Here is a 16,607-nt window from a genome sequence, read left to right as displayed (position 1 = left end):
ACTCCGAACCGCCCCGACCGTTCCCGGTGTAGTTTTCAGGGAGATACTCGCAAAAGAGATGACAAAAACCACAGTGTCATGAAGGGGCGGAGTGTAGCAGTTTTTGTGACGTACCGCATAAATTATCCCGGAGCGTACCTGAAACAAAATAAAGCGCTGGGCTGGACAAGCGTAAAAATCAGTCATAATGTTAATCAATCGATTGATTAATACTTAGGTCATGCCATGAATACCTCAACCATGACGACCAAAGGCGAGCAGGCAAAAAGCCAGCTGATTGCCGCTGCCCTTGCGCAGTTCGGTGAATATGGCCTGCATGCCACCACCCGGGATATCGCCGCGCAGGCCGGGCAGAATATCGCTGCCATTACCTACTATTTTGGCTCAAAGGATGACCTCTACCTCGCCTGCGCCCAGTGGATTGCCGACTTTATTGGCGGGCAGTTTCGTCCTCACGCCGAGGAGGCGGAACAGCTCTTCGCCCAGCCGCAGCCCGATCGCGCTGCAATGCGCGAGCTGATTCTGCGCGCGTGTAAGAACATGATCATGCTGCTGACCCAGGAAGACACGGTGAATCTCAGCAAATTCATCTCGCGCGAACAGCTCTCCCCAACGGCAGCCTATCAGTTGATACACCATCAGGTTATCGCCCCACTGCACACCCATTTGACGCGGCTGATTGCGGCCTATACCGGCAGTGATGCCGAAGATACCCAAACCATTTTGCATACCCATGCGCTGTTAGGGGAAGTGCTGGCGTTTCGTCTGGGAAAGGAAACGATCCTCAAGCGCACAGGCTGGTCGCAATTTGATGAGGAGAAAACTGCGCTGATTTACCAGACGATCACCTGTCATATCGATCTCATTCTGCAAGGTTTAACGCAAAGGAGTCTGGACTCATGAAGAAACCCGTCGTTATCGGACTGGCCGTGGCGGTGCTTGTCGCCGTGATTGCTGGTGGAACGTGGTGGTACCAAAGTCGGCAGGATAACGGGCTGACGCTGTACGGTAATGTGGACATTCGCACCGTCAATTTAAGCTTTCGCGTCGGCGGCCGACTCGCTTCACTGGCGGTTGACGAAGGCGATACCATCACCTCCGGGCAGGTGCTGGGCACGCTCGATAAAGCGCCGTATGAAAACGCATTAATGCAGGCCAAAGCGGGCGTCTTAGTCGCAAAGGCACAGTATGACCTGATGCTGGCAGGCTATCGCGATGAAGAGATTGCCCAGGCCGCCGCCGCCGTCAAACAGGCGCAGGCCGCCTTTGACTACGCGCAGAACTTTTATCAGCGTCAGCAGGGATTGTGGAAAAGCCGCACAATTTCCGCCAACGATCTGGAAAACGCCCGCTCGTCCCGTGACCAGGCGCAGGCAACGCTGAAATCGGCGCAGGACAAACTGAGCCAGTACCGCACCGGTAACCGCCAACAGGATATCGCCCAGGCGAAAGCCAGCCTTGAACAGGCGCAGGCGCAACTGGCGCAAGCCGAACTCGACTTGCAGGATACCGCACTGGTCGCCCCCTCTGACGGTACGCTGTTAACCCGTGCCGTGGAGCCGGGCAGCATGCTGAATGCCGGCGGCACGGTTCTCACCCTCTCGCTGACGCGTCCGGTCTGGGTTCGCGCCTACGTCGATGAGCGTAACCTGAGCCAGGTACCGCCAGGGCGAGAGATTTTGCTGTATACCGATGGCCGTCCCGATAAGCCCTATCACGGCAAAATCGGTTTTGTTTCTCCGACCGCAGAATTCACCCCGAAAACCGTCGAGACCCCGGATCTGCGCACCGATCTGGTCTATCGCCTACGCATTGTGGTGACAGATGCCGATGATGCGTTACGCCAGGGGATGCCGGTGACGCTGAAGTTCGGTAATGAGGCGCGGCATGAATGACGCCGTCATTACGCTAAACGGACTGGTTAAACGCTTTGCGGGAATGGAAAAGTGCGCCGTGGCTCCGCTCGACTGCACGATTCACGCGGGTTATGTCACGGGGCTGGTGGGGCCGGACGGTGCCGGGAAAACCACCCTGATGCGGATGCTGGCGGGGCTACTGAAGCCCGACGGCGGTCAGGCTTCGGTGATTGGGTTTGATCCGATTCGCGACGACAGCGCGCTGCATGCCGTACTCGGTTATATGCCGCAAAAATTTGGCCTGTATGAAGATTTGACCGTCATGGAGAACCTTAACCTCTATGCCGATCTGCGTAGCGTCACCGGTGAGACGAGAAAAAAAACCTTTGAGCGACTGCTGGAATTCACCTCGCTCGGCCCGTTTACCGGGAGGCTGGCGGGTAAGCTCTCCGGCGGGATGAAACAGAAGCTGGGGCTGGCCTGTACGCTGGTCGGCGCGCCTAAGGTTCTGCTGCTGGATGAACCCGGCGTCGGCGTGGACCCGATTTCACGACGCGAGCTGTGGCAGATGGTGCATGAGCTGGCGGGTGACGGAATGCTGATTCTGTGGAGCACTTCGTATCTCGATGAAGCCGAACAGTGTCGCGACGTGCTGCTGATGAACGAAGGTGAACTTCTCTATCAGGGCGAACCGACGGCACTGACGCAAACCATGGCGGGCCGCAGTTTCTTAATCAGCAGTCCGCAGATAAACAACCGCAAGCTGTTGCAGCAGGCGTTAAAACTGCCGCAGGTCAGTGATGGCATGATTCAGGGAAAATCCGTCCGTCTGATCCTGAAAAAAGAGGCCACGGCTGACGATATTCGCAACGGCGAAGGGATGCCGGAAATCGCGATTGATGAAACCGCGCCGCGTTTTGAAGATGCGTTTATTGATCTGCTCGGCGGGGCGGGCACGTCAGAGTCCCCGCTTGGCGCAATCCTGCATACGGTGGAGGGAACGCCCGGCGAGACGGTGATTGAAGCAAAGCAACTGACCAAAAAGTTTGGGGATTTTGCCGCGACCGACCAGGTGAATTTTGCCGTCAAGCGTGGGGAGATTTTTGGCCTGCTCGGGCCAAACGGCGCGGGGAAATCCACCACCTTTAAAATGATGTGCGGTCTGCTGGTGCCGACCTCCGGTAAAGCGCTGGTCCTGGATATGGACCTGAAGGTCAGCTCGGGCAAGGCGCGTCAGCATTTGGGCTACATGGCACAAAAATTCTCCCTCTACGGCAACCTGACGGTGGAGCAAAACCTGCGTTTCTTCTCCGGCGTCTACGGCCTGCGGGGACGTGCGCAAAACGAAAAAATTGCGCGGATGAGCGAAGCCTTTGGTCTGAAAAGCATTGCGTCGCATGCCACCGACGAACTGCCGCTGGGATTTAAACAGCGCCTGGCGCTGGCCTGCTCGCTGATGCACGAGCCGGATATTCTCTTTCTTGATGAACCGACCTCAGGCGTAGACCCCCTCACCCGCCGCGAATTTTGGCTGCATATCAATAGCATGGTCGAAAAAGGCGTGACGGTGATGGTCACCACCCACTTTATGGATGAAGCGGAATACTGTGACCGTATAGGGCTTGTGTATCGCGGGAAACTGATCGCCAGCGGCACCCCGGATGACCTGAAAGCGCAGACCGCCGACAACGACACGCCGGACCCGACGATGGAGCACGCCTTTATCACCCTCATCCACGACTGGGACAAGGAGCATACGCATGAGTAACACCGTACTCTCCTGGCGCCGGGTGCGCGCCCTGTGCGTCAAAGAAACGCGCCAGATCGTTCGCGATCCCAGCAGTTGGCTGATTGCGGTGCTGATCCCCCTGCTGCTGCTGTTTATTTTTGGCTACGGCATCAATCTCGACTCCAGCAAACTGCGGGTGGGGATCCTGCTTGAGCAACAAAGTGAAGAGGCGCTCGACTTTACGCACACCATGACGGGCTCACCCTATATCGACGCCACCATCAGCGATAACCGTCATGAGCTTATCGAAAAGATGCAGGCCGGGCGCATTCGCGGTCTGGTGGTGATCCCGGTCGATTTCGCCCAGCAAATGGCACGAGCCAATGATACCGCCCCGATTCAGGTGATCACTGACGGCAGCGAGCCGAACACGGCAAACTTTGTGCAAGGCTATGTCGAGGGGATCTGGCAGATCTGGCAAATGCAGCGGGCGGAAGATCGCGGAGAAGAGTTTAAACCGTTGATTGACGTGCAGACCCGCTATTGGTTTAACCCGGCCGCCATCAGCCAGCATTTTATTATCCCGGGGGCGGTCACCATCATTATGACGGTGATCGGCGCCATCCTCACCTCGCTGGTGATCGCGCGAGAATGGGAACGCGGCACCATGGAAGCGCTACTCTCCACCGAAGTCACCCGCGTGGAATTGCTACTGTGCAAGCTGATCCCCTATTACTTCCTCGGGATGCTGGCGATGCTGCTCTGTATGTTGGTTTCGGTGTTTATTCTCGGCGTGCCCTATCGCGGCTCGCTGCTGATCCTGTTTTTTATCACCAGCCTGTTTTTACTCAGCACATTGGGGATGGGACTGCTCATCTCGACCATTACCCGTAACCAGTTTAACGCCGCCCAGGTTGCGTTGAATGCCGCCTTTTTGCCCTCGATTATGCTGTCGGGATTTATCTTCCAGATCGACAGCATGCCTGCGGTGATCCGCGCGGTGACGTACATTATTCCGGCGCGCTATTTCGTCAGTACCCTGCAAAGCCTGTTTCTGGCCGGTAATATCCCGGTGGTGCTGATGATCAACGTCCTGTTTTTGATCGCGTCGGCAGTCATGTTTATTGGTCTGACGTGGCTCAAAACCAAACGTCGGCTGGATTAGGGAGAAGAGCATGTTTCATCGCTTATGGACGTTAATCCGCAAAGAGCTGCAATCGCTGCTGCGCGAGCCGCAGACCCGTGCGATCCTGATTGTGCCGGTGCTGATTCAGGTTATTCTGTTTCCCTTTGCCGCCACGCTGGAAGTCACCAACGCCACCATCGCCATTTATAACGAAGATAACGGCAAGCATTCGGTCGAGCTGACCCAACGTTTTGCCCGCGCCAAAGCCTTTACGCATATTCTGCTGCTCAATAGCCCGCAAGAGATCCAACCGACCATCGATACCCAAAAAGCGCTGTTACTGGTGCGCTTCCCGGCGGATTTCTCGCGTAATCTGGATACCTTCCAGCAGGCGCCGATGCAGTTGATTCTTGACGGGCGAAACTCCAACAGCGCGCAAATCGCTGCCAACTATTTGCAGCAAATCGTCAAAGATTATCAGCAGGAACTGATGGACGGTAAACCCAAACCCAACAACAGCGAGCTGGTCGTGAGAAATTGGTACAACCCGAATCTGGACTATAAATGGTTCGTGGTGCCGTCGCTGATCGCCATGATCACCACTATTGGCGTAATGATCGTAACCTCGCTTTCCGTTGCCCGTGAACGCGAGCAAGGTACGCTGGATCAACTGTTAGTTTCCCCGCTGACCACCTGGCAAATTTTCATCGGCAAAGCCGTCCCTGCGCTGATTGTTGCTACCGGGCAGGCCACTATCGTGCTGGGCATCGGCATCTGGGCATACCAAATTCCCTTTGCCGGTTCACTGGCCCTGTTCTACTTCACGATGGTGATTTACGGTTTGTCGCTGGTCGGTTTCGGGCTGTTGATCTCGTCGTTGTGCGCCACCCAGCAACAGGCGTTTATCGGTGTGTTTGTCTTTATGATGCCGGCGATTTTACTCTCGGGGTACGTCTCTCCGGTCGAGAATATGCCGGTCTGGTTGCAGAATTTAACGTGGATAAACCCTATCCGCCACTTTACGGATATCACCAAGCAGATTTACCTGAAGGATGCGAGTCTGAAGATTGTCTGGGGAAGTTTGTGGCCGCTACTGGTGATAGCAGCCACAACGGGATCAGCGGCGTATGCGATGTTTAGACGCAAAGTGATGTAACTTTTTCTCTTTCGCCAGTAACGAAACCACCGCGGGTCCGGCAAGGATTGCCAGCCCCGCAACAGCCAACAGTACGTTGTTTTGCAAAACACGAGACAGCAACCACAGCGCAATCATGGCCGCGCCGAAATACCAGGTTGTGGTCAGCTCTTCCAGTACATCCGCAACGTCACGCCAGCGCTGTTCATGGTGGCGTTGTAACGCCAGCATCAGCAACACTGTCACGCCGTAAACCACGCAAAGCCCGAGCCCTACGTGTACCAGTGTACCGCTCATCCAGCCCGTCACCAGCAACGCCACTACCAGTAAATGCAACACAATCTGCCAGCAACTTAGACCCGTTGCGACACGAACACGTTGTTGCCACCTCATGGCTAATCTCCTGAAGGATTTTTGTCTAATTACTCAGAGTACCGGACTTTACGGAAAATTCCGTAAGACCGCTTCTTTTTGTGACGACGACTACACTATTTTTATTCAGGAAAGTGATGCAAACAGGAGAATTATGCCCGGACAAACGCAGCGATTTTCATTCAACGTGCTCACCCTCAATACCCACAAAGGTTTCACGGCGTTTAACCGTCGTTTTATTTTGCCGCAACTGCGGGAGGCGGTGCGAGCCGTCAGTGCGGATATTGTCTGTTTGCAGGAAGTGATGGGCGCCCATGAGGTTCACCCCCAGCGCATTGCAAACTGGCCGGAGGCTCCCCATTACGAGTTTCTCGCCGATACCCTGTGGCGTGATTTTGCTTACGGGCGCAATGCCGTTTACCCGGAGGGGCACCACGGCAACGCCGTACTCTCACGTTATCCCATTGAATATGATGAAAATCGTGACATCTCCGTTGGCAACAGCGAAAAACGCGGCGTGCTTTATTGCCGCATTATACCGCCACAGTTGAACCACCCGATCCACGTTATGTGCGTACATCTGGGCCTGCGTGAAGCCCACCGCCAGGCGCAACTCACCCTGCTGGCCGACTGGGTTAACAGCCTCCCCCCTGGCGAACCGGTGATTGTCGCGGGGGATTTTAATGACTGGCGACAACAGGCTAACCGTCCGTTAAAGACCCGAGCGGGCCTGGAGGAGATCTTCACCCGCGCCTACGGTCGCCCGGCGCGGACGTTTCCGGTGCGCCTGCCGTTACTGCGCCTTGATCGTATTTATGTCAAAAACGCCAATGCCAGCGCCCCCACGGCGCTACCGCTGCATCACTGGCGACACTTATCTGACCATGCGCCTCTGAGTGCGGAGATTCATCTATGAAATGCGGCTGGCGTGAAGGCAATCAGATTCAGTTACTGGAGAACGGCGATAGGTATTACCCTGCCGTGTTTGACGCCATCGCCCAGGCGGAGCAGAAAATTATTCTGGAGACCTTTATCTGGTTTGAAGATGAAGTGGGAAGACAACTGCACGCGGCCCTGCTCAATGCCGCCCAACGCGGCGTACACGCCGAAGTGTTACTGGACGGGTACGGCTCCCCGGATCTCAGCGACGCTTTTGTTGAAGCGCTGACGGCGGCAGGGATTATTTTTCGCTATTACGATCCCCGCCCCCGCCTGTTGGGGATGCGCACCAATCTGTTCCGCCGGATGCACCGAAAGATTGTGGTGATCGATGCCCGGATCGCCTTTGTTGGCGGAATTAACTACTCCGCCGAACAGATGTCCGACTATGGCCCTGAGGCCAAACAGGATTACGCCGTTCGGGTTGAAGGGCCGATTGTGGAGGATATTCTGCAATTTGAGCTGGAAAACCTGCCGGGACAGCGCGCAGCACGCCGCTGGTGGCGGCGCCATCACCGCGCGGAAGAAAATCGCCAGCCAGGCGAAGCGCAGGCGTTGTTTGTCTGGCGCGATAATGACGAACACCGCGACGATATCGAACGCCATTACCTGAAAATGCTCACTCAGGCAAAACGCGAAGTGATGATTGCGAACGCCTATTTCTTCCCGGGCTATCGCCTGCTGCATGCAATGCGCAACGCTGCCCGACGCGGCGTGCGCGTAAAACTTATCGTGCAGGGTGAACCCGACATGCCGATTGTCAAAGTCGGCGCGCGGCTGCTCTACAACTATCTGGTCAAAGGCGGCGTACAGATTTTTGAATATCACCGTCGCCCTCTGCATGGCAAAGTGGCATTGATGGATGACCACTGGGGAACCGTAGGTTCCAGTAACCTTGATCCGCTCAGTCTGTCTCTCAATCTGGAAGCGAACATCATCATTCATGATCGGACATTTAACCAGACGTTACGCGACAATCTCAGCACGATCATTGCCGATGATTGCAAACAGGTTGATGAGTCGATGTTGCCTAAACGCACCTGGTGGAATCTCAGCAAAAGCGTGATGGCGTTCCACTTTTTACGTCACTTCCCCGCGCTGGTCGGCTGGCTTCCGGCCCATACTCCGCATCTGACGCGGGTTGAACCACCAGCCCAGCCTGCGATGGAAACTCAGGACCGGGTAGAAGCGCAAGATACGGGGGGCAAACCCTGATGGCTAAATCGCGTGCGCGCTGGCGGCGGGCTAAAAAAATCCTCACCTGGCTGTTTTTTATTGCCGTCATCGTGCTGCTGGTGGTCTACGCCAGCAAAGTCGACTGGAACGAGGTCTGGACGGTTGTCCGCGACTATAACCGGATTGCCATGGCAGGCGCTGTTGGGCTGGTGATCGTCAGCTACTTACTCTACGGCTGTTATGATTTGCTCGCGCGCCTCTACTGTGGGCACCGGCTGGCAAAGCGGCAGGTGATGCTGGTCTCTTTCATCTGTTACGCCTTCAATCTGACCCTCAGTACCTGGGTTGGCGGTATCGGGATGCGTTACCGACTTTATTCCCGTCTCGGCTTACCGGGCAGCACGATCACGCGAATTTTTTCACTCAGCATCGCCACCAACTGGCTGGGTTACATCGTGCTGGGGGGCGTGATCTTTACCTTCGGCGTGGTGCAACTGCCTGACCATTGGTATATCGATGAAAATACGCTGCGTATTCTGGGCATAGCGTTGCTTTTGATCATTACGCTTTACCTGTGGTGCTGCGCCTTTGCGAAGCATCGACATCTCACCATCAAAGGACAAAAGCTGGTGTTGCCCTCCTGGAAATTCGCCCTCGCGCAGATGGCCATTTCCAGCATTAACTGGATGGTGATGGGGGCGACCATCTGGCTGTTAATGGGGCAGTCCGTAAACTATTTCTTTGTCCTTGGCGTGTTACTGGTGAGCAGTATCGCAGGCGTCATTGTGCATATTCCGGCAGGGATTGGGGTACTGGAAGCCGTTTTTATCGCCCTTCTCGCAGGAGAACATACCTCTCAGGGCACGATTATCGCCGCCCTGCTCGCCTGGCGGGTGCTCTATTATTTTATTCCGCTACTGCTGGCGTTGATCTGTTATCTGGTACTGGAGAGTCGGGCGAAGAAATTGCGGGCAAAAAACGAAAAGGCGATGGCGAAGTGATTTTTGCCGGACGGCGTTCAGTACGAACGCCGTCCGGCACAACAGCAATTAACGGCGATTACCGAAAATACGCAGCAGCATCAGGAACAGGTTGATGAAGTCCAGATACAACGTTAATGCGCCCAGTATGGAGTACTTGCGCAGGTTAGCGCTGTCACGGACGTCGATCTGCTCGCCAATGTTTTTCAGCTTTTGCGTGTCGTACGCAGTCAGTCCGACAAATACAATCACCCCGATATAGGTCACCGCCCACATCAGCGCTTCGCTTTTCAGCCAGAAGTTGACCAACGATGCCAGAACGATACCAATCAGCGCCATAAACAGCATGTTGCCGAAACCGCTGAGATCGCGTTTGGTGGTGTAACCGTACAGGCTCATCGCGCCAAACATGCCACCCGAGACCACAAAGGTGCTGGCGATGGAAGAGTAGGTATAGACGATAAAAATGCTCGACAGCGTTAACCCGGTCAACGCGGAATAAAGCATAAACAGCGTGGTCGCCATCCCGGCGCTGAGTTTATGCACCATCGCAGACAGCACAACCACCAACGCAAGCTGAGCGATAATCAAACCAAAGAAGGTGATTTTGCTGGAAAAGATAAACATCATCAGCTCAGGCGTATTGGCCGCATACCACGCGATAAACGCCGTCAGCAGTAAACCGCAGGTCATCCAGCCGTAGACTTGCGCCATGTAGGTTTGCAGGCCGGGACGCGCCTGCACGATAGAATCGGATCGTGGAAATCGGTCCATGATAATCTCCTGGTTGAAAGTGATACCTGTCACTAAGCGTATCACATTATCTCACCAGCGTTTCGCCGCCTGTTGATCGCTATCACGCGCTTCTACCCAGCGGTCTCCCTCCGGCGTCGCTTCACGCTTCCAGAACGGCGCACGCGTTTTCAGATAATCCATAATGAACTGTCCGGCTTCAAACGCGCTGCTGCGATGCGCGCTGGTCACGCCGACGAAGACGATTTCATCGCCTGGCCACAATTCGCCGATGCGATGAATCACCGTCACACGTCCCAGCGGCCAGCGGCTACGCGCCTCATCGACGATATCCGCCAGCGCCTTTTCCGTCATGCCTGGGTAGTGCTCCAGCGTCAACGCCTTCACGCTGTCGCCAAGATTATGATTGCGGACTTTCCCGGTGAACGTAACGACGGCGCCATCTTCATCGCGTTCCGCCAGCCAGGGATACTCTTCCCCTACGCTAAACGGCGCAGGCCCGACAATAATTCGCGTTTCAGCCATCTCAGCCTCCCGTCACTGGCGGGAAGAACGCCACTTCATCACCATCGACCAACGGTTGATCAAAGCTGACTAATGTCTGGTTAACCGCAGCCAGCAGTTTACCGTCTTCCAGCGCCAGCGCCCAACGATCGCTTTGTGCCGCCAGATGCTGACGCAGCGCATCCACCGTGGTGAACCTGGCTGGCAGTTCCAGCGCATCGGTATTGACCAGTTCGCGCACCTGCGCGAAGAAAAGCACCTTAATCATCGGCATCCACCTTAAAATCTCCCGACTTGCCGCCGCTTTTCGCCAGCAAGCGTACCGGGCCAATCACCATGTCTTTTTGCACGGCTTTGCACATGTCGTAGATGGTCAACGCCGCAACAGATGCCGCGGTCAGCGCCTCCATTTCCACACCGGTCTTCCCGGTCAAACGGCAGACAGATTCGATACGCACACGGTTGTGCTCCGGTTCCGCCAGCAGTTGTACTTCTACTTTGCTCAACAGCAGCGGATGACACAGCGGGATCAGTTCCCAGGTGCGTTTGGCGGCCTGAATCCCGGCAATACGGGCGGTCGCAAAAACGTCGCCTTTATGGTGACTGCCAGCGATGATCATCGCCAGCGTTTCGCTATGCATCGTGACAAAGGCTTCCGCGCGCGCCTCGCGAACGGTTTCCGTTTTGGCGGAGACATCCACCATGTGCGCTTCGCCAGCGGCGTTAATATGGGTCAGTTGCGACATACTTATTTCTTCAAATGGGGGTGGAAATTGCACGGACGCGTGCGGGCATCCAGTTGCGGCGCAATAATATTGTCCCACGCGGTGCGACACGCTTTGGTGGAACCCGGCATGGCGAAAATTAGCGTTTTGTTGGCCACGCCTGCCACCGCGCGAGACTGCAACGTCGCGGTGCCAATCTCTTCAAAAGAGAGCATGCGGAACACTTCGCCAAACCCTTCAACTTCCCGGTCAAACAGCGGCAATAACGCTTCCGGCGCCTGGTCACCTTCAGTCAGCCCCGTCCCACCGGTTATCAGCACCACCTGCACGTCGTCGCTGGCAATCCAGGCGGAAACCTGGGCACGAATGGCGTAACGGTTTTCTTTTACGATGGCTTTATCGACCACTTTATGGCCAGCTTCCAGCGCGGAATCACGCAGAAAATGGCCTGACGTGTCATCTTCTTCGCCGCGACGGCTGGAAATCGTAAGAATAGCGATACGGGTTGGGATAAATTCAGTACTTACCTGACTCATCTGAAATCTCCTTTTAGCGTTTATCCACCAATGTACGATAAATTTTGCGTAATTCCGGTCTGGTTCTGATGCAGGAAATGGGTCTGTTTTTTCTCCAGCAGCGCGGCAGAAATGCGGTCTTCCAGCGCATGCTGTTGAGCGTCATCTTCCAGCAGATCGCGCAGACTGACGCCGCCTTCGCCAAACAGGCACAGGTGGAGTTTACCCACTGACGACACGCGCAGACGGTTGCAGGTTGCGCAGAAATCTTTCTCATACGGCATGATCAGACCAATTTCACCGGCATAGTCAGGGTGACAAAACACCTGTGCCGGGCCGTCGCTGCGCTTGCGTAGCTGATGGAGCCAGCCGCGACGCAACAGTTCGTCACGCAGCACCTGACCAGAAATATGATGTTTACGGAAGAGTTCGCTCCCCTCTCCTGTTTCCATCAGTTCGATGAAACGCAGTTGGATGGGGCGCGCCTGAATCCAGGCAAGGAAGGTGTCCAGCTGATGGTGATTCACATCGCGCATCAACACGGTATTAACTTTGACCTTTTCAAACCCGGCGTCAAAGGCGGCATCGATTCCTGCCATCACCTGCTGAAATTTATCCTGCCCGGTAATGGCATGAAACTGGCGGGCGTCGAGGCTGTCGACGCTAACGTTGATGCCGGTCAGACCGGCGTCGCGCCAGTTCGCCGCATCACGCGCCAGGCGGTAGCCATTAGTGGTGACAGCAATCTGGCGGATCGCGGCATTTTCACGCACGGCGGCGATGATGTCGGTAAAGTCACGACGTAAGGAAGGTTCGCCGCCCGTCAGGCGCACTTTCTCGGTGCCGAGGTTCGCAAATGCGCGCGTAACCCGGCGAATTTCGTCGACGGTCAGGAAGCCATTATTGGTGACCCCGCCAGGCTTGTAGCCATCCGGCAGGCAGTAGGTGCAACGAAAGTTACACACATCGGTAATCGACAAACGTAAGTAGTAAAACTTACGCGCGAAAGCATCGGTAAGTTGTGAGCCCATGTACACCTTTCCAAATACGGGAGGCGGAGTCATTTCTTCCTGCGCCCTGGTGACAAGCACGTTTACGCGTTGTCACGGCCAAAGCACCGTATCAGTTGACCCAGGTGCAGAGGCTAGAGTGTTTATTGTGGTTATGCCGATACTAGCGTGTAAACGTTTTTTACGCCATCTACACTTACGCTGTATAATCATATATATAGCGTCATGATCGTGCACTTTCGCTACAGAATAAGCAAAAACCACAGTTTTGCATTGATATACATCATTTTGCTGTACCTTACCCCTCGCCATAAAGAGGTAGACGGCAAGATTTTATTTCCACTCAGCCTACCTGGCTAATTGCTGAAAACCCGCGATTTGCGCTACTGTAATGCAGATCTTTTGACACCAGGAATTTATATGCGCAATCGCACGCTGGCAGACCTCGACCGTGTTGTGGCTCTCGGCGGAGGGCATGGATTAGGACGCGTTCTTTCTTCACTCTCGCCATTAGGTTCACGCCTGACCGGTATTGTTACGACGACAGACAACGGCGGCTCAACAGGACGTATTCGCCGTTCAGAAGGCGGTATTGCCTGGGGCGATATGCGTAATTGTCTGAACCAGTTAATTACTGAACCTAGCGTCGCTTCGGCCATGTTTGAGTATCGTTTTGGCGGTAATGGCGAACTTTCCGGGCATAACCTCGGAAATTTGATGTTAAAGGCGCTGGATCACCTTAGCGTACGGCCTCTTGAGGCCATCAATTTAATTCGTAATTTGCTGAAAGTGGATGCGCATTTAATTCCGATGTCGGAGCTGCCGGTAGACCTGATGGCAATCGACGATCAGGGGCATGAAGTATACGGCGAGGTCAATATCGACCAGTTGTCTATGCCGCCGCAAGAGTTGATGCTGTCGCCGAAAGTCCCTGCCACCCGCGAGGCCGTGCAAGCCATTAGCGAAGCGGATCTGATTTTGATTGGGCCGGGCAGTTTTTACACCAGCCTGATGCCAATCCTGCTGCTGGACGATCTGGCGCAGGCGTTACGACGTACCCCTGCGCCGATGGTGTATATCGGCAATCTGGGGCGCGAGTTGAGTTTGCCCGCCGCCAGTTTATCCCTTGTCGATAAGCTCGCCATTATGGAGCAGTATGTCGGGAAGAAAGTGATTGATGCGGTCGTGGTCGGGCCGAAAGTTGATGTCTCAGCCATCACCGACAGAATTGTGATTCAGGAGATTCTGGAGGCCAGCGACATTCCGTATCGTCATGACCGTCAGTTGCTGCACTGCGCGCTGGAAAAAGCGGTACAGGCGCTCGGTTAAATCGGTGAGCCTGATAGCAACGCTAACGCGTCTTATCAGGCCTACAGCTAAGAACCCTAAGACGCCGCAATAAACAACTCGCGTAACTGGTGCAACTGATCGCGGATCTGCGCGGCTTCTTCAAACTCCAGATTCTGCGCATGCTGCATCATTTGCCCTTCCAGCTCATGGATTTTTTGCTGCAACGCTTTCGGCGTCATGTCCAGCTCAACCACATCGGACTTCGCCCCTGCGCGAGACTTCCCTCTTCCCTTCGCTTTTGTCTTCGCGATGTTCTGACCCAGCGCCAGAATATCGACCACTTTTTTGTTTAGCCCCTGCGGGATGATGCCGTGTTCTTCGTTGTACTGCTGCTGCTTCTCTCTGCGACGTTCCGTCTCGCCAATGGCCTTCGCCATCGACGCGGTAATTTTATCGCCGTAGAGAATGGCTTTGCCGTTGATATTGCGCGCCGCGCGCCCGATGGTCTGTATCAGCGAACGTTCAGAACGCAGGAAGCCTTCTTTGTCGGCATCGAGTATCGCCACCAGCGAGACTTCCGGCATATCCAGCCCTTCACGCAACAGGTTAATCCCCACCAGCACGTCAAACTCGCCCAAACGCAGGTCGCGAATAATTTCCATACGCTCAACGGTGTCGATATCGGAGTGCAGGTAGCGCACACGTTCGCCGTGTTCTTCCAGATATTCTGTCAGGTCTTCCGCCATCCGTTTGGTCAGCGTGGTCACCAACACGCGTTCGTTGATCGCCGCGCGAATACGGATTTCGGAGAGCAGATCATCCACCTGCGTCGCCACCGGACGAACTTCAATAACCGGATCCAGTAGCCCGGTCGGTCGCACCACCTGATCCACCACATCGTCACCGGATTTCTCCAGCTCATAGTTACCTGGCGTTGCGGAAACGTAGATGGTTTGCGGTGCCAGCGCTTCGAACTCTTCAAACTTCAGCGGACGGTTATCCAGCGCTGACGGCAAACGAAATCCGTACTCGACTAGCGTCTCTTTACGCGCCCGGTCGCCGCGATACATACCGCCAATCTGTGGAATGGTCACGTGGGATTCATCTACCACCAGCAGACCGTCAGCAGGTAGATAGTCAAACAGCGTCGGCGGCGGTTCGCCCGGTCCGCGCCCGGAAAGATAACGGGAGTAGTTTTCGATGCCGGAGCAATACCCCAGCTCGTTCATCATTTCCAGATCGAATTGGGTACGCTGTGATAAACGCTGCTCTTCGAGCAGTTTGTTGTTCGCCAGCAGGTTCTTACGCCGCTCCGCCAACTCGACTTTAATCTCTTCCATCGCCTGCACAATCCGTTCACGCGGGGTGACGTAGTGCGTCTTAGGGTAGATGGTATAGCGCGTAATCGTTGATTCCACCTGCCCGGTCAGCGGATCAAACAGCGACAAACGTTCCACCTCTTCATCGAACAATTCGACGCGCAGTGCGATGTCGTCAGACTCCGCCGGGAAGATGTCGATCACTTCGCCGCGCACACGGAACGTACCGCGCTGGAAAGCCTGATCGTTTCGGGTGTATTGCAACTCCGCCAGACGGCGCAAAATGGCGCGCTGGTCGATGATCATGCCCACCGTCAGGTGCAGCATCATTTTCAGGTATAAATCGGGGTCGCCCAGACCGTAGATGGCGGAAACAGAGGCCACCACCACCACATCCCGACGCTCCAGCAGCGCTTTGGTGGCCGACAGGCGCATCTGTTCAATGTGTTCGTTCACCGAGGCATCTTTCTCGATAAACGTGTCGGAACTGGGTACATAGGCTTCGGGCTGGTAGTAGTCGTAGTAAGAGACGAAATATTCCACCGCGTTCTCCGGGAAGAACTCTTTCATTTCGCCGTACAACTGCGCCGCCAGCGTTTTATTCGGCGCCAGCACCATTGTGGGGCGCTGCAAATCCGCAATCACGTTGGCAATGGTGAACGTTTTTCCTGAACCCGTGACGCCCAGCAAGGTCTGGTGCGCCAGACCATCTTCCAGCCCTTCCTCCAGACGACGTATCGCCTCAGGCTGATCGCCAGACGGTTTAAATGCGGAATTCAGTTTGAACGGTTTACTCATGAGCAGCTACCTGAAGCAATGGGCGGGCAGGTGTGTAATTTTACTCGGGATAACTAATATTGCCAGTAAAATATACTGGATGAAAAAACAGTAGCACGGTAAAGTATTTCTGTTACGCGGGCAAAAACCACGTCATCACAGTGCAAAATTTAGCCCCAGACGAGATAAAAAACCACCCGATGTCGGTTATCCCCAGACCTATGACTTTTTTAACATTTGTCAAGCAGTGTAATGCGCGTTTTATGGCAATCCATGACACTTTTCTTTCAGCCATTGCTTTTATTTAACAAGCTGTTTTATAACGAATATTTCTTTAAGCCGTCTTTCGCATCAATTCAGTCGCAGGCCGCGTATTCTCTCGCTTACGTTATGTTTTCTAA

17 protein-coding genes and 1 riboswitch are annotated in these 16,607 nt (G+C 54.8%); of the genes, 9 read left to right on the top strand and 8 right to left on the bottom strand.

The genetic code is table 11. The features are described 5' to 3' along the window. Positions 1-225: 225 nt before the first annotated feature. From cecR to AC07NP_RS02050, 5 genes are read left to right on the top strand one after another with little or no spacing between them, the layout of a single operon-like run. On the top strand, positions 226-903 hold the full coding sequence (gene cecR / locus AC07NP_RS02070) for a transcriptional regulator CecR (RefSeq protein ID WP_494659415.1): 678 nt from the start codon (positions 226-228) through the stop codon (positions 901-903). After that, positions 900-1,895 (top strand): secretion protein HlyD, encoded by a 996-nt coding sequence (gene hlyD, locus AC07NP_RS02065; protein WP_203358402.1) that lies wholly within the window; start codon positions 900-902, stop codon positions 1,893-1,895. Before cecR ends, hlyD begins: the two co-directional genes overlap by 4 nt. After that, the gene (locus AC07NP_RS02060) at positions 1,888-3,624 is read left to right on the top strand and encodes an ATP-binding cassette domain-containing protein (RefSeq protein ID WP_203358403.1); all 1,737 of its coding nucleotides are present in this window, start codon (positions 1,888-1,890) and stop codon (positions 3,622-3,624) included. Before hlyD ends, AC07NP_RS02060 begins: the two co-directional genes overlap by 8 nt. Continuing rightward, positions 3,617-4,750: an ABC transporter permease gene (locus tag AC07NP_RS02055; protein WP_276292329.1), complete on the top strand. Its 1,134-nt coding sequence runs from the start codon at positions 3,617-3,619 to the stop codon at positions 4,748-4,750. The genes AC07NP_RS02060 and AC07NP_RS02055 overlap by 8 nt, the downstream gene beginning before the upstream one ends. Before the next feature lie 10 nt (positions 4,751-4,760). Continuing rightward, positions 4,761-5,867, top strand: coding sequence for an ABC transporter permease (locus AC07NP_RS02050; protein WP_192611653.1), 1,107 nt, complete (start codon positions 4,761-4,763; stop codon positions 5,865-5,867). On the opposite strand, the gene AC07NP_RS02045 is transcribed toward AC07NP_RS02050, so the two are convergent. Beyond that, the gene (locus AC07NP_RS02045) at positions 5,829-6,239 is read right to left on the bottom strand and encodes a YbhQ family protein (protein WP_203358405.1); all 411 of its coding nucleotides are present in this window, start codon (positions 6,237-6,239) and stop codon (positions 5,829-5,831) included. The two genes, AC07NP_RS02050 and AC07NP_RS02045, sit on opposite strands and share 39 nt — an antisense overlap. 133 nt (positions 6,240-6,372) lie before the next feature. Here AC07NP_RS02045 and AC07NP_RS02040 point away from each other — a divergent pair, with 133 nt between their 5' ends. From AC07NP_RS02040 to AC07NP_RS02030, 3 genes are read left to right on the top strand one after another with little or no spacing between them, the layout of a single operon-like run. Next, a complete protein-coding gene (locus AC07NP_RS02040) occupies positions 6,373-7,134 on the top strand; it encodes an endonuclease/exonuclease/phosphatase family protein (protein WP_494659414.1) in 762 nt (253 codons plus the stop codon). Beyond that, entirely contained in the window at positions 7,131-8,372 is a 1,242-nt protein-coding gene (gene clsB / locus AC07NP_RS02035) for a cardiolipin synthase ClsB (protein ID WP_494659413.1), read from the top strand. Before AC07NP_RS02040 ends, clsB begins: the two co-directional genes overlap by 4 nt. Beyond that, positions 8,372-9,334 (top strand): lysylphosphatidylglycerol synthase domain-containing protein, encoded by a 963-nt coding sequence (locus AC07NP_RS02030; protein ID WP_494659412.1) that lies wholly within the window; start codon positions 8,372-8,374, stop codon positions 9,332-9,334. Before clsB ends, AC07NP_RS02030 begins: the two co-directional genes overlap by 1 nt. A gap of 48 nt (positions 9,335-9,382) precedes the next feature. Here the strand turns inward: AC07NP_RS02030 and AC07NP_RS02025 are convergent, their stop codons facing one another. The 6 genes from AC07NP_RS02025 to moaA all read right to left on the bottom strand — a co-directional run bounded on the left by AC07NP_RS02025 (position 9,383) and on the right by moaA (position 12,841). Further along, complete coding sequence (locus tag AC07NP_RS02025; protein ID WP_203358409.1) at positions 9,383-10,087, bottom strand: Bax inhibitor-1/YccA family protein; 705 nt, start codon at positions 10,085-10,087, stop codon at positions 9,383-9,385. A gap of 51 nt (positions 10,088-10,138) precedes the next feature. Continuing rightward, on the bottom strand, positions 10,139-10,591 hold the full coding sequence (moaE, locus tag AC07NP_RS02020; protein ID WP_203358410.1) for a molybdopterin synthase catalytic subunit MoaE: 453 nt from the start codon (positions 10,589-10,591) through the stop codon (positions 10,139-10,141). A 1-nt stretch (position 10,592) separates the two neighbouring features. Then, positions 10,593-10,838, bottom strand: coding sequence for a molybdopterin synthase sulfur carrier subunit (moaD, locus tag AC07NP_RS02015; RefSeq protein ID WP_203358411.1), 246 nt, complete (start codon positions 10,836-10,838; stop codon positions 10,593-10,595). Continuing rightward, positions 10,831-11,316, bottom strand: a complete 486-nt coding sequence (gene moaC / locus AC07NP_RS02010; RefSeq protein WP_494659411.1) for a cyclic pyranopterin monophosphate synthase MoaC — start codon at positions 11,314-11,316, stop codon at positions 10,831-10,833. The genes moaD and moaC overlap by 8 nt, the downstream gene beginning before the upstream one ends. Before the next feature lie 2 nt (positions 11,317-11,318). After that, a complete protein-coding gene (gene moaB / locus AC07NP_RS02005; RefSeq protein ID WP_203358413.1) occupies positions 11,319-11,831 on the bottom strand; it encodes a molybdenum cofactor biosynthesis protein B in 513 nt (170 codons plus the stop codon). 20 nt (positions 11,832-11,851) lie between these two features. Beyond that, the gene (gene moaA, locus AC07NP_RS02000; RefSeq protein ID WP_192611643.1) at positions 11,852-12,841 is read right to left on the bottom strand and encodes a GTP 3',8-cyclase MoaA; all 990 of its coding nucleotides are present in this window, start codon (positions 12,839-12,841) and stop codon (positions 11,852-11,854) included. Next, positions 12,829-12,974, bottom strand: a riboswitch (molybdenum cofactor riboswitch). (Overlaps the previous gene by 13 nt.) A 266-nt stretch (positions 12,975-13,240) precedes the next feature. Here moaA and yvcK point away from each other — a divergent pair. Beyond that, positions 13,241-14,149 (top strand): uridine diphosphate-N-acetylglucosamine-binding protein YvcK, encoded by a 909-nt coding sequence (gene yvcK / locus AC07NP_RS01995; protein WP_494659410.1) that lies wholly within the window; start codon positions 13,241-13,243, stop codon positions 14,147-14,149. Between the two features lie 56 nt (positions 14,150-14,205). Here yvcK and uvrB read toward each other — a convergent pair whose 3' ends face one another. After that, complete coding sequence (gene uvrB / locus AC07NP_RS01990) at positions 14,206-16,227, bottom strand: excinuclease ABC subunit UvrB (protein WP_192611641.1); 2,022 nt, start codon at positions 16,225-16,227, stop codon at positions 14,206-14,208. Positions 16,228-16,607: the final 380 nt, after the last annotated feature.

It is taken from the genome of Citrobacter sp. GW821-FHT07H02, from assembly GCF_059418505.1.
The sequence above is the reverse complement of the archived record's forward strand: the minus strand, read 5'-3'. Positions and strand labels throughout refer to the sequence as shown.

What these genes read in the sequence shown, in the direction of transcription:
- cecR (WP_494659415.1), top strand. Translation starts at nt 226, where the DNA reads ATGAATACCTCAACCATGACGACCAAAGGCGAGCAGGCAAAAAGCCAG.
- hlyD (WP_203358402.1), top strand. Translation starts at nt 900, where the DNA reads ATGAAGAAACCCGTCGTTATCGGACTGGCCGTGGCGGTGCTTGTCGCC.
- AC07NP_RS02060 (WP_203358403.1), top strand. Translation starts at nt 1,888, where the DNA reads ATGAATGACGCCGTCATTACGCTAAACGGACTGGTTAAACGCTTTGCG.
- AC07NP_RS02055 (WP_276292329.1), top strand. Translation starts at nt 3,617, where the DNA reads ATGAGTAACACCGTACTCTCCTGGCGCCGGGTGCGCGCCCTGTGCGTC.
- AC07NP_RS02050 (WP_192611653.1), top strand. Translation starts at nt 4,761, where the DNA reads ATGTTTCATCGCTTATGGACGTTAATCCGCAAAGAGCTGCAATCGCTG.
- AC07NP_RS02045 (WP_203358405.1), bottom strand. Translation starts at nt 6,239, where the DNA reads ATGAGGTGGCAACAACGTGTTCGTGTCGCAACGGGTCTAAGTTGCTGG.
- AC07NP_RS02040 (WP_494659414.1), top strand. Translation starts at nt 6,373, where the DNA reads ATGCCCGGACAAACGCAGCGATTTTCATTCAACGTGCTCACCCTCAAT.
- clsB (WP_494659413.1), top strand. Translation starts at nt 7,131, where the DNA reads ATGAAATGCGGCTGGCGTGAAGGCAATCAGATTCAGTTACTGGAGAAC.
- AC07NP_RS02030 (WP_494659412.1), top strand. Translation starts at nt 8,372, where the DNA reads ATGGCTAAATCGCGTGCGCGCTGGCGGCGGGCTAAAAAAATCCTCACC.
- AC07NP_RS02025 (WP_203358409.1), bottom strand. Translation starts at nt 10,087, where the DNA reads ATGGACCGATTTCCACGATCCGATTCTATCGTGCAGGCGCGTCCCGGC.
- moaE (WP_203358410.1), bottom strand. Translation starts at nt 10,591, where the DNA reads ATGGCTGAAACGCGAATTATTGTCGGGCCTGCGCCGTTTAGCGTAGGG.
- moaD (WP_203358411.1), bottom strand. Translation starts at nt 10,838, where the DNA reads ATGATTAAGGTGCTTTTCTTCGCGCAGGTGCGCGAACTGGTCAATACC.
- moaC (WP_494659411.1), bottom strand. Translation starts at nt 11,316, where the DNA reads ATGTCGCAACTGACCCATATTAACGCCGCTGGCGAAGCGCACATGGTG.
- moaB (WP_203358413.1), bottom strand. Translation starts at nt 11,831, where the DNA reads ATGAGTCAGGTAAGTACTGAATTTATCCCAACCCGTATCGCTATTCTT.
- moaA (WP_192611643.1), bottom strand. Translation starts at nt 12,841, where the DNA reads ATGGGCTCACAACTTACCGATGCTTTCGCGCGTAAGTTTTACTACTTA.
- yvcK (WP_494659410.1), top strand. Translation starts at nt 13,241, where the DNA reads ATGCGCAATCGCACGCTGGCAGACCTCGACCGTGTTGTGGCTCTCGGC.
- uvrB (WP_192611641.1), bottom strand. Translation starts at nt 16,227, where the DNA reads ATGAGTAAACCGTTCAAACTGAATTCCGCATTTAAACCGTCTGGCGAT.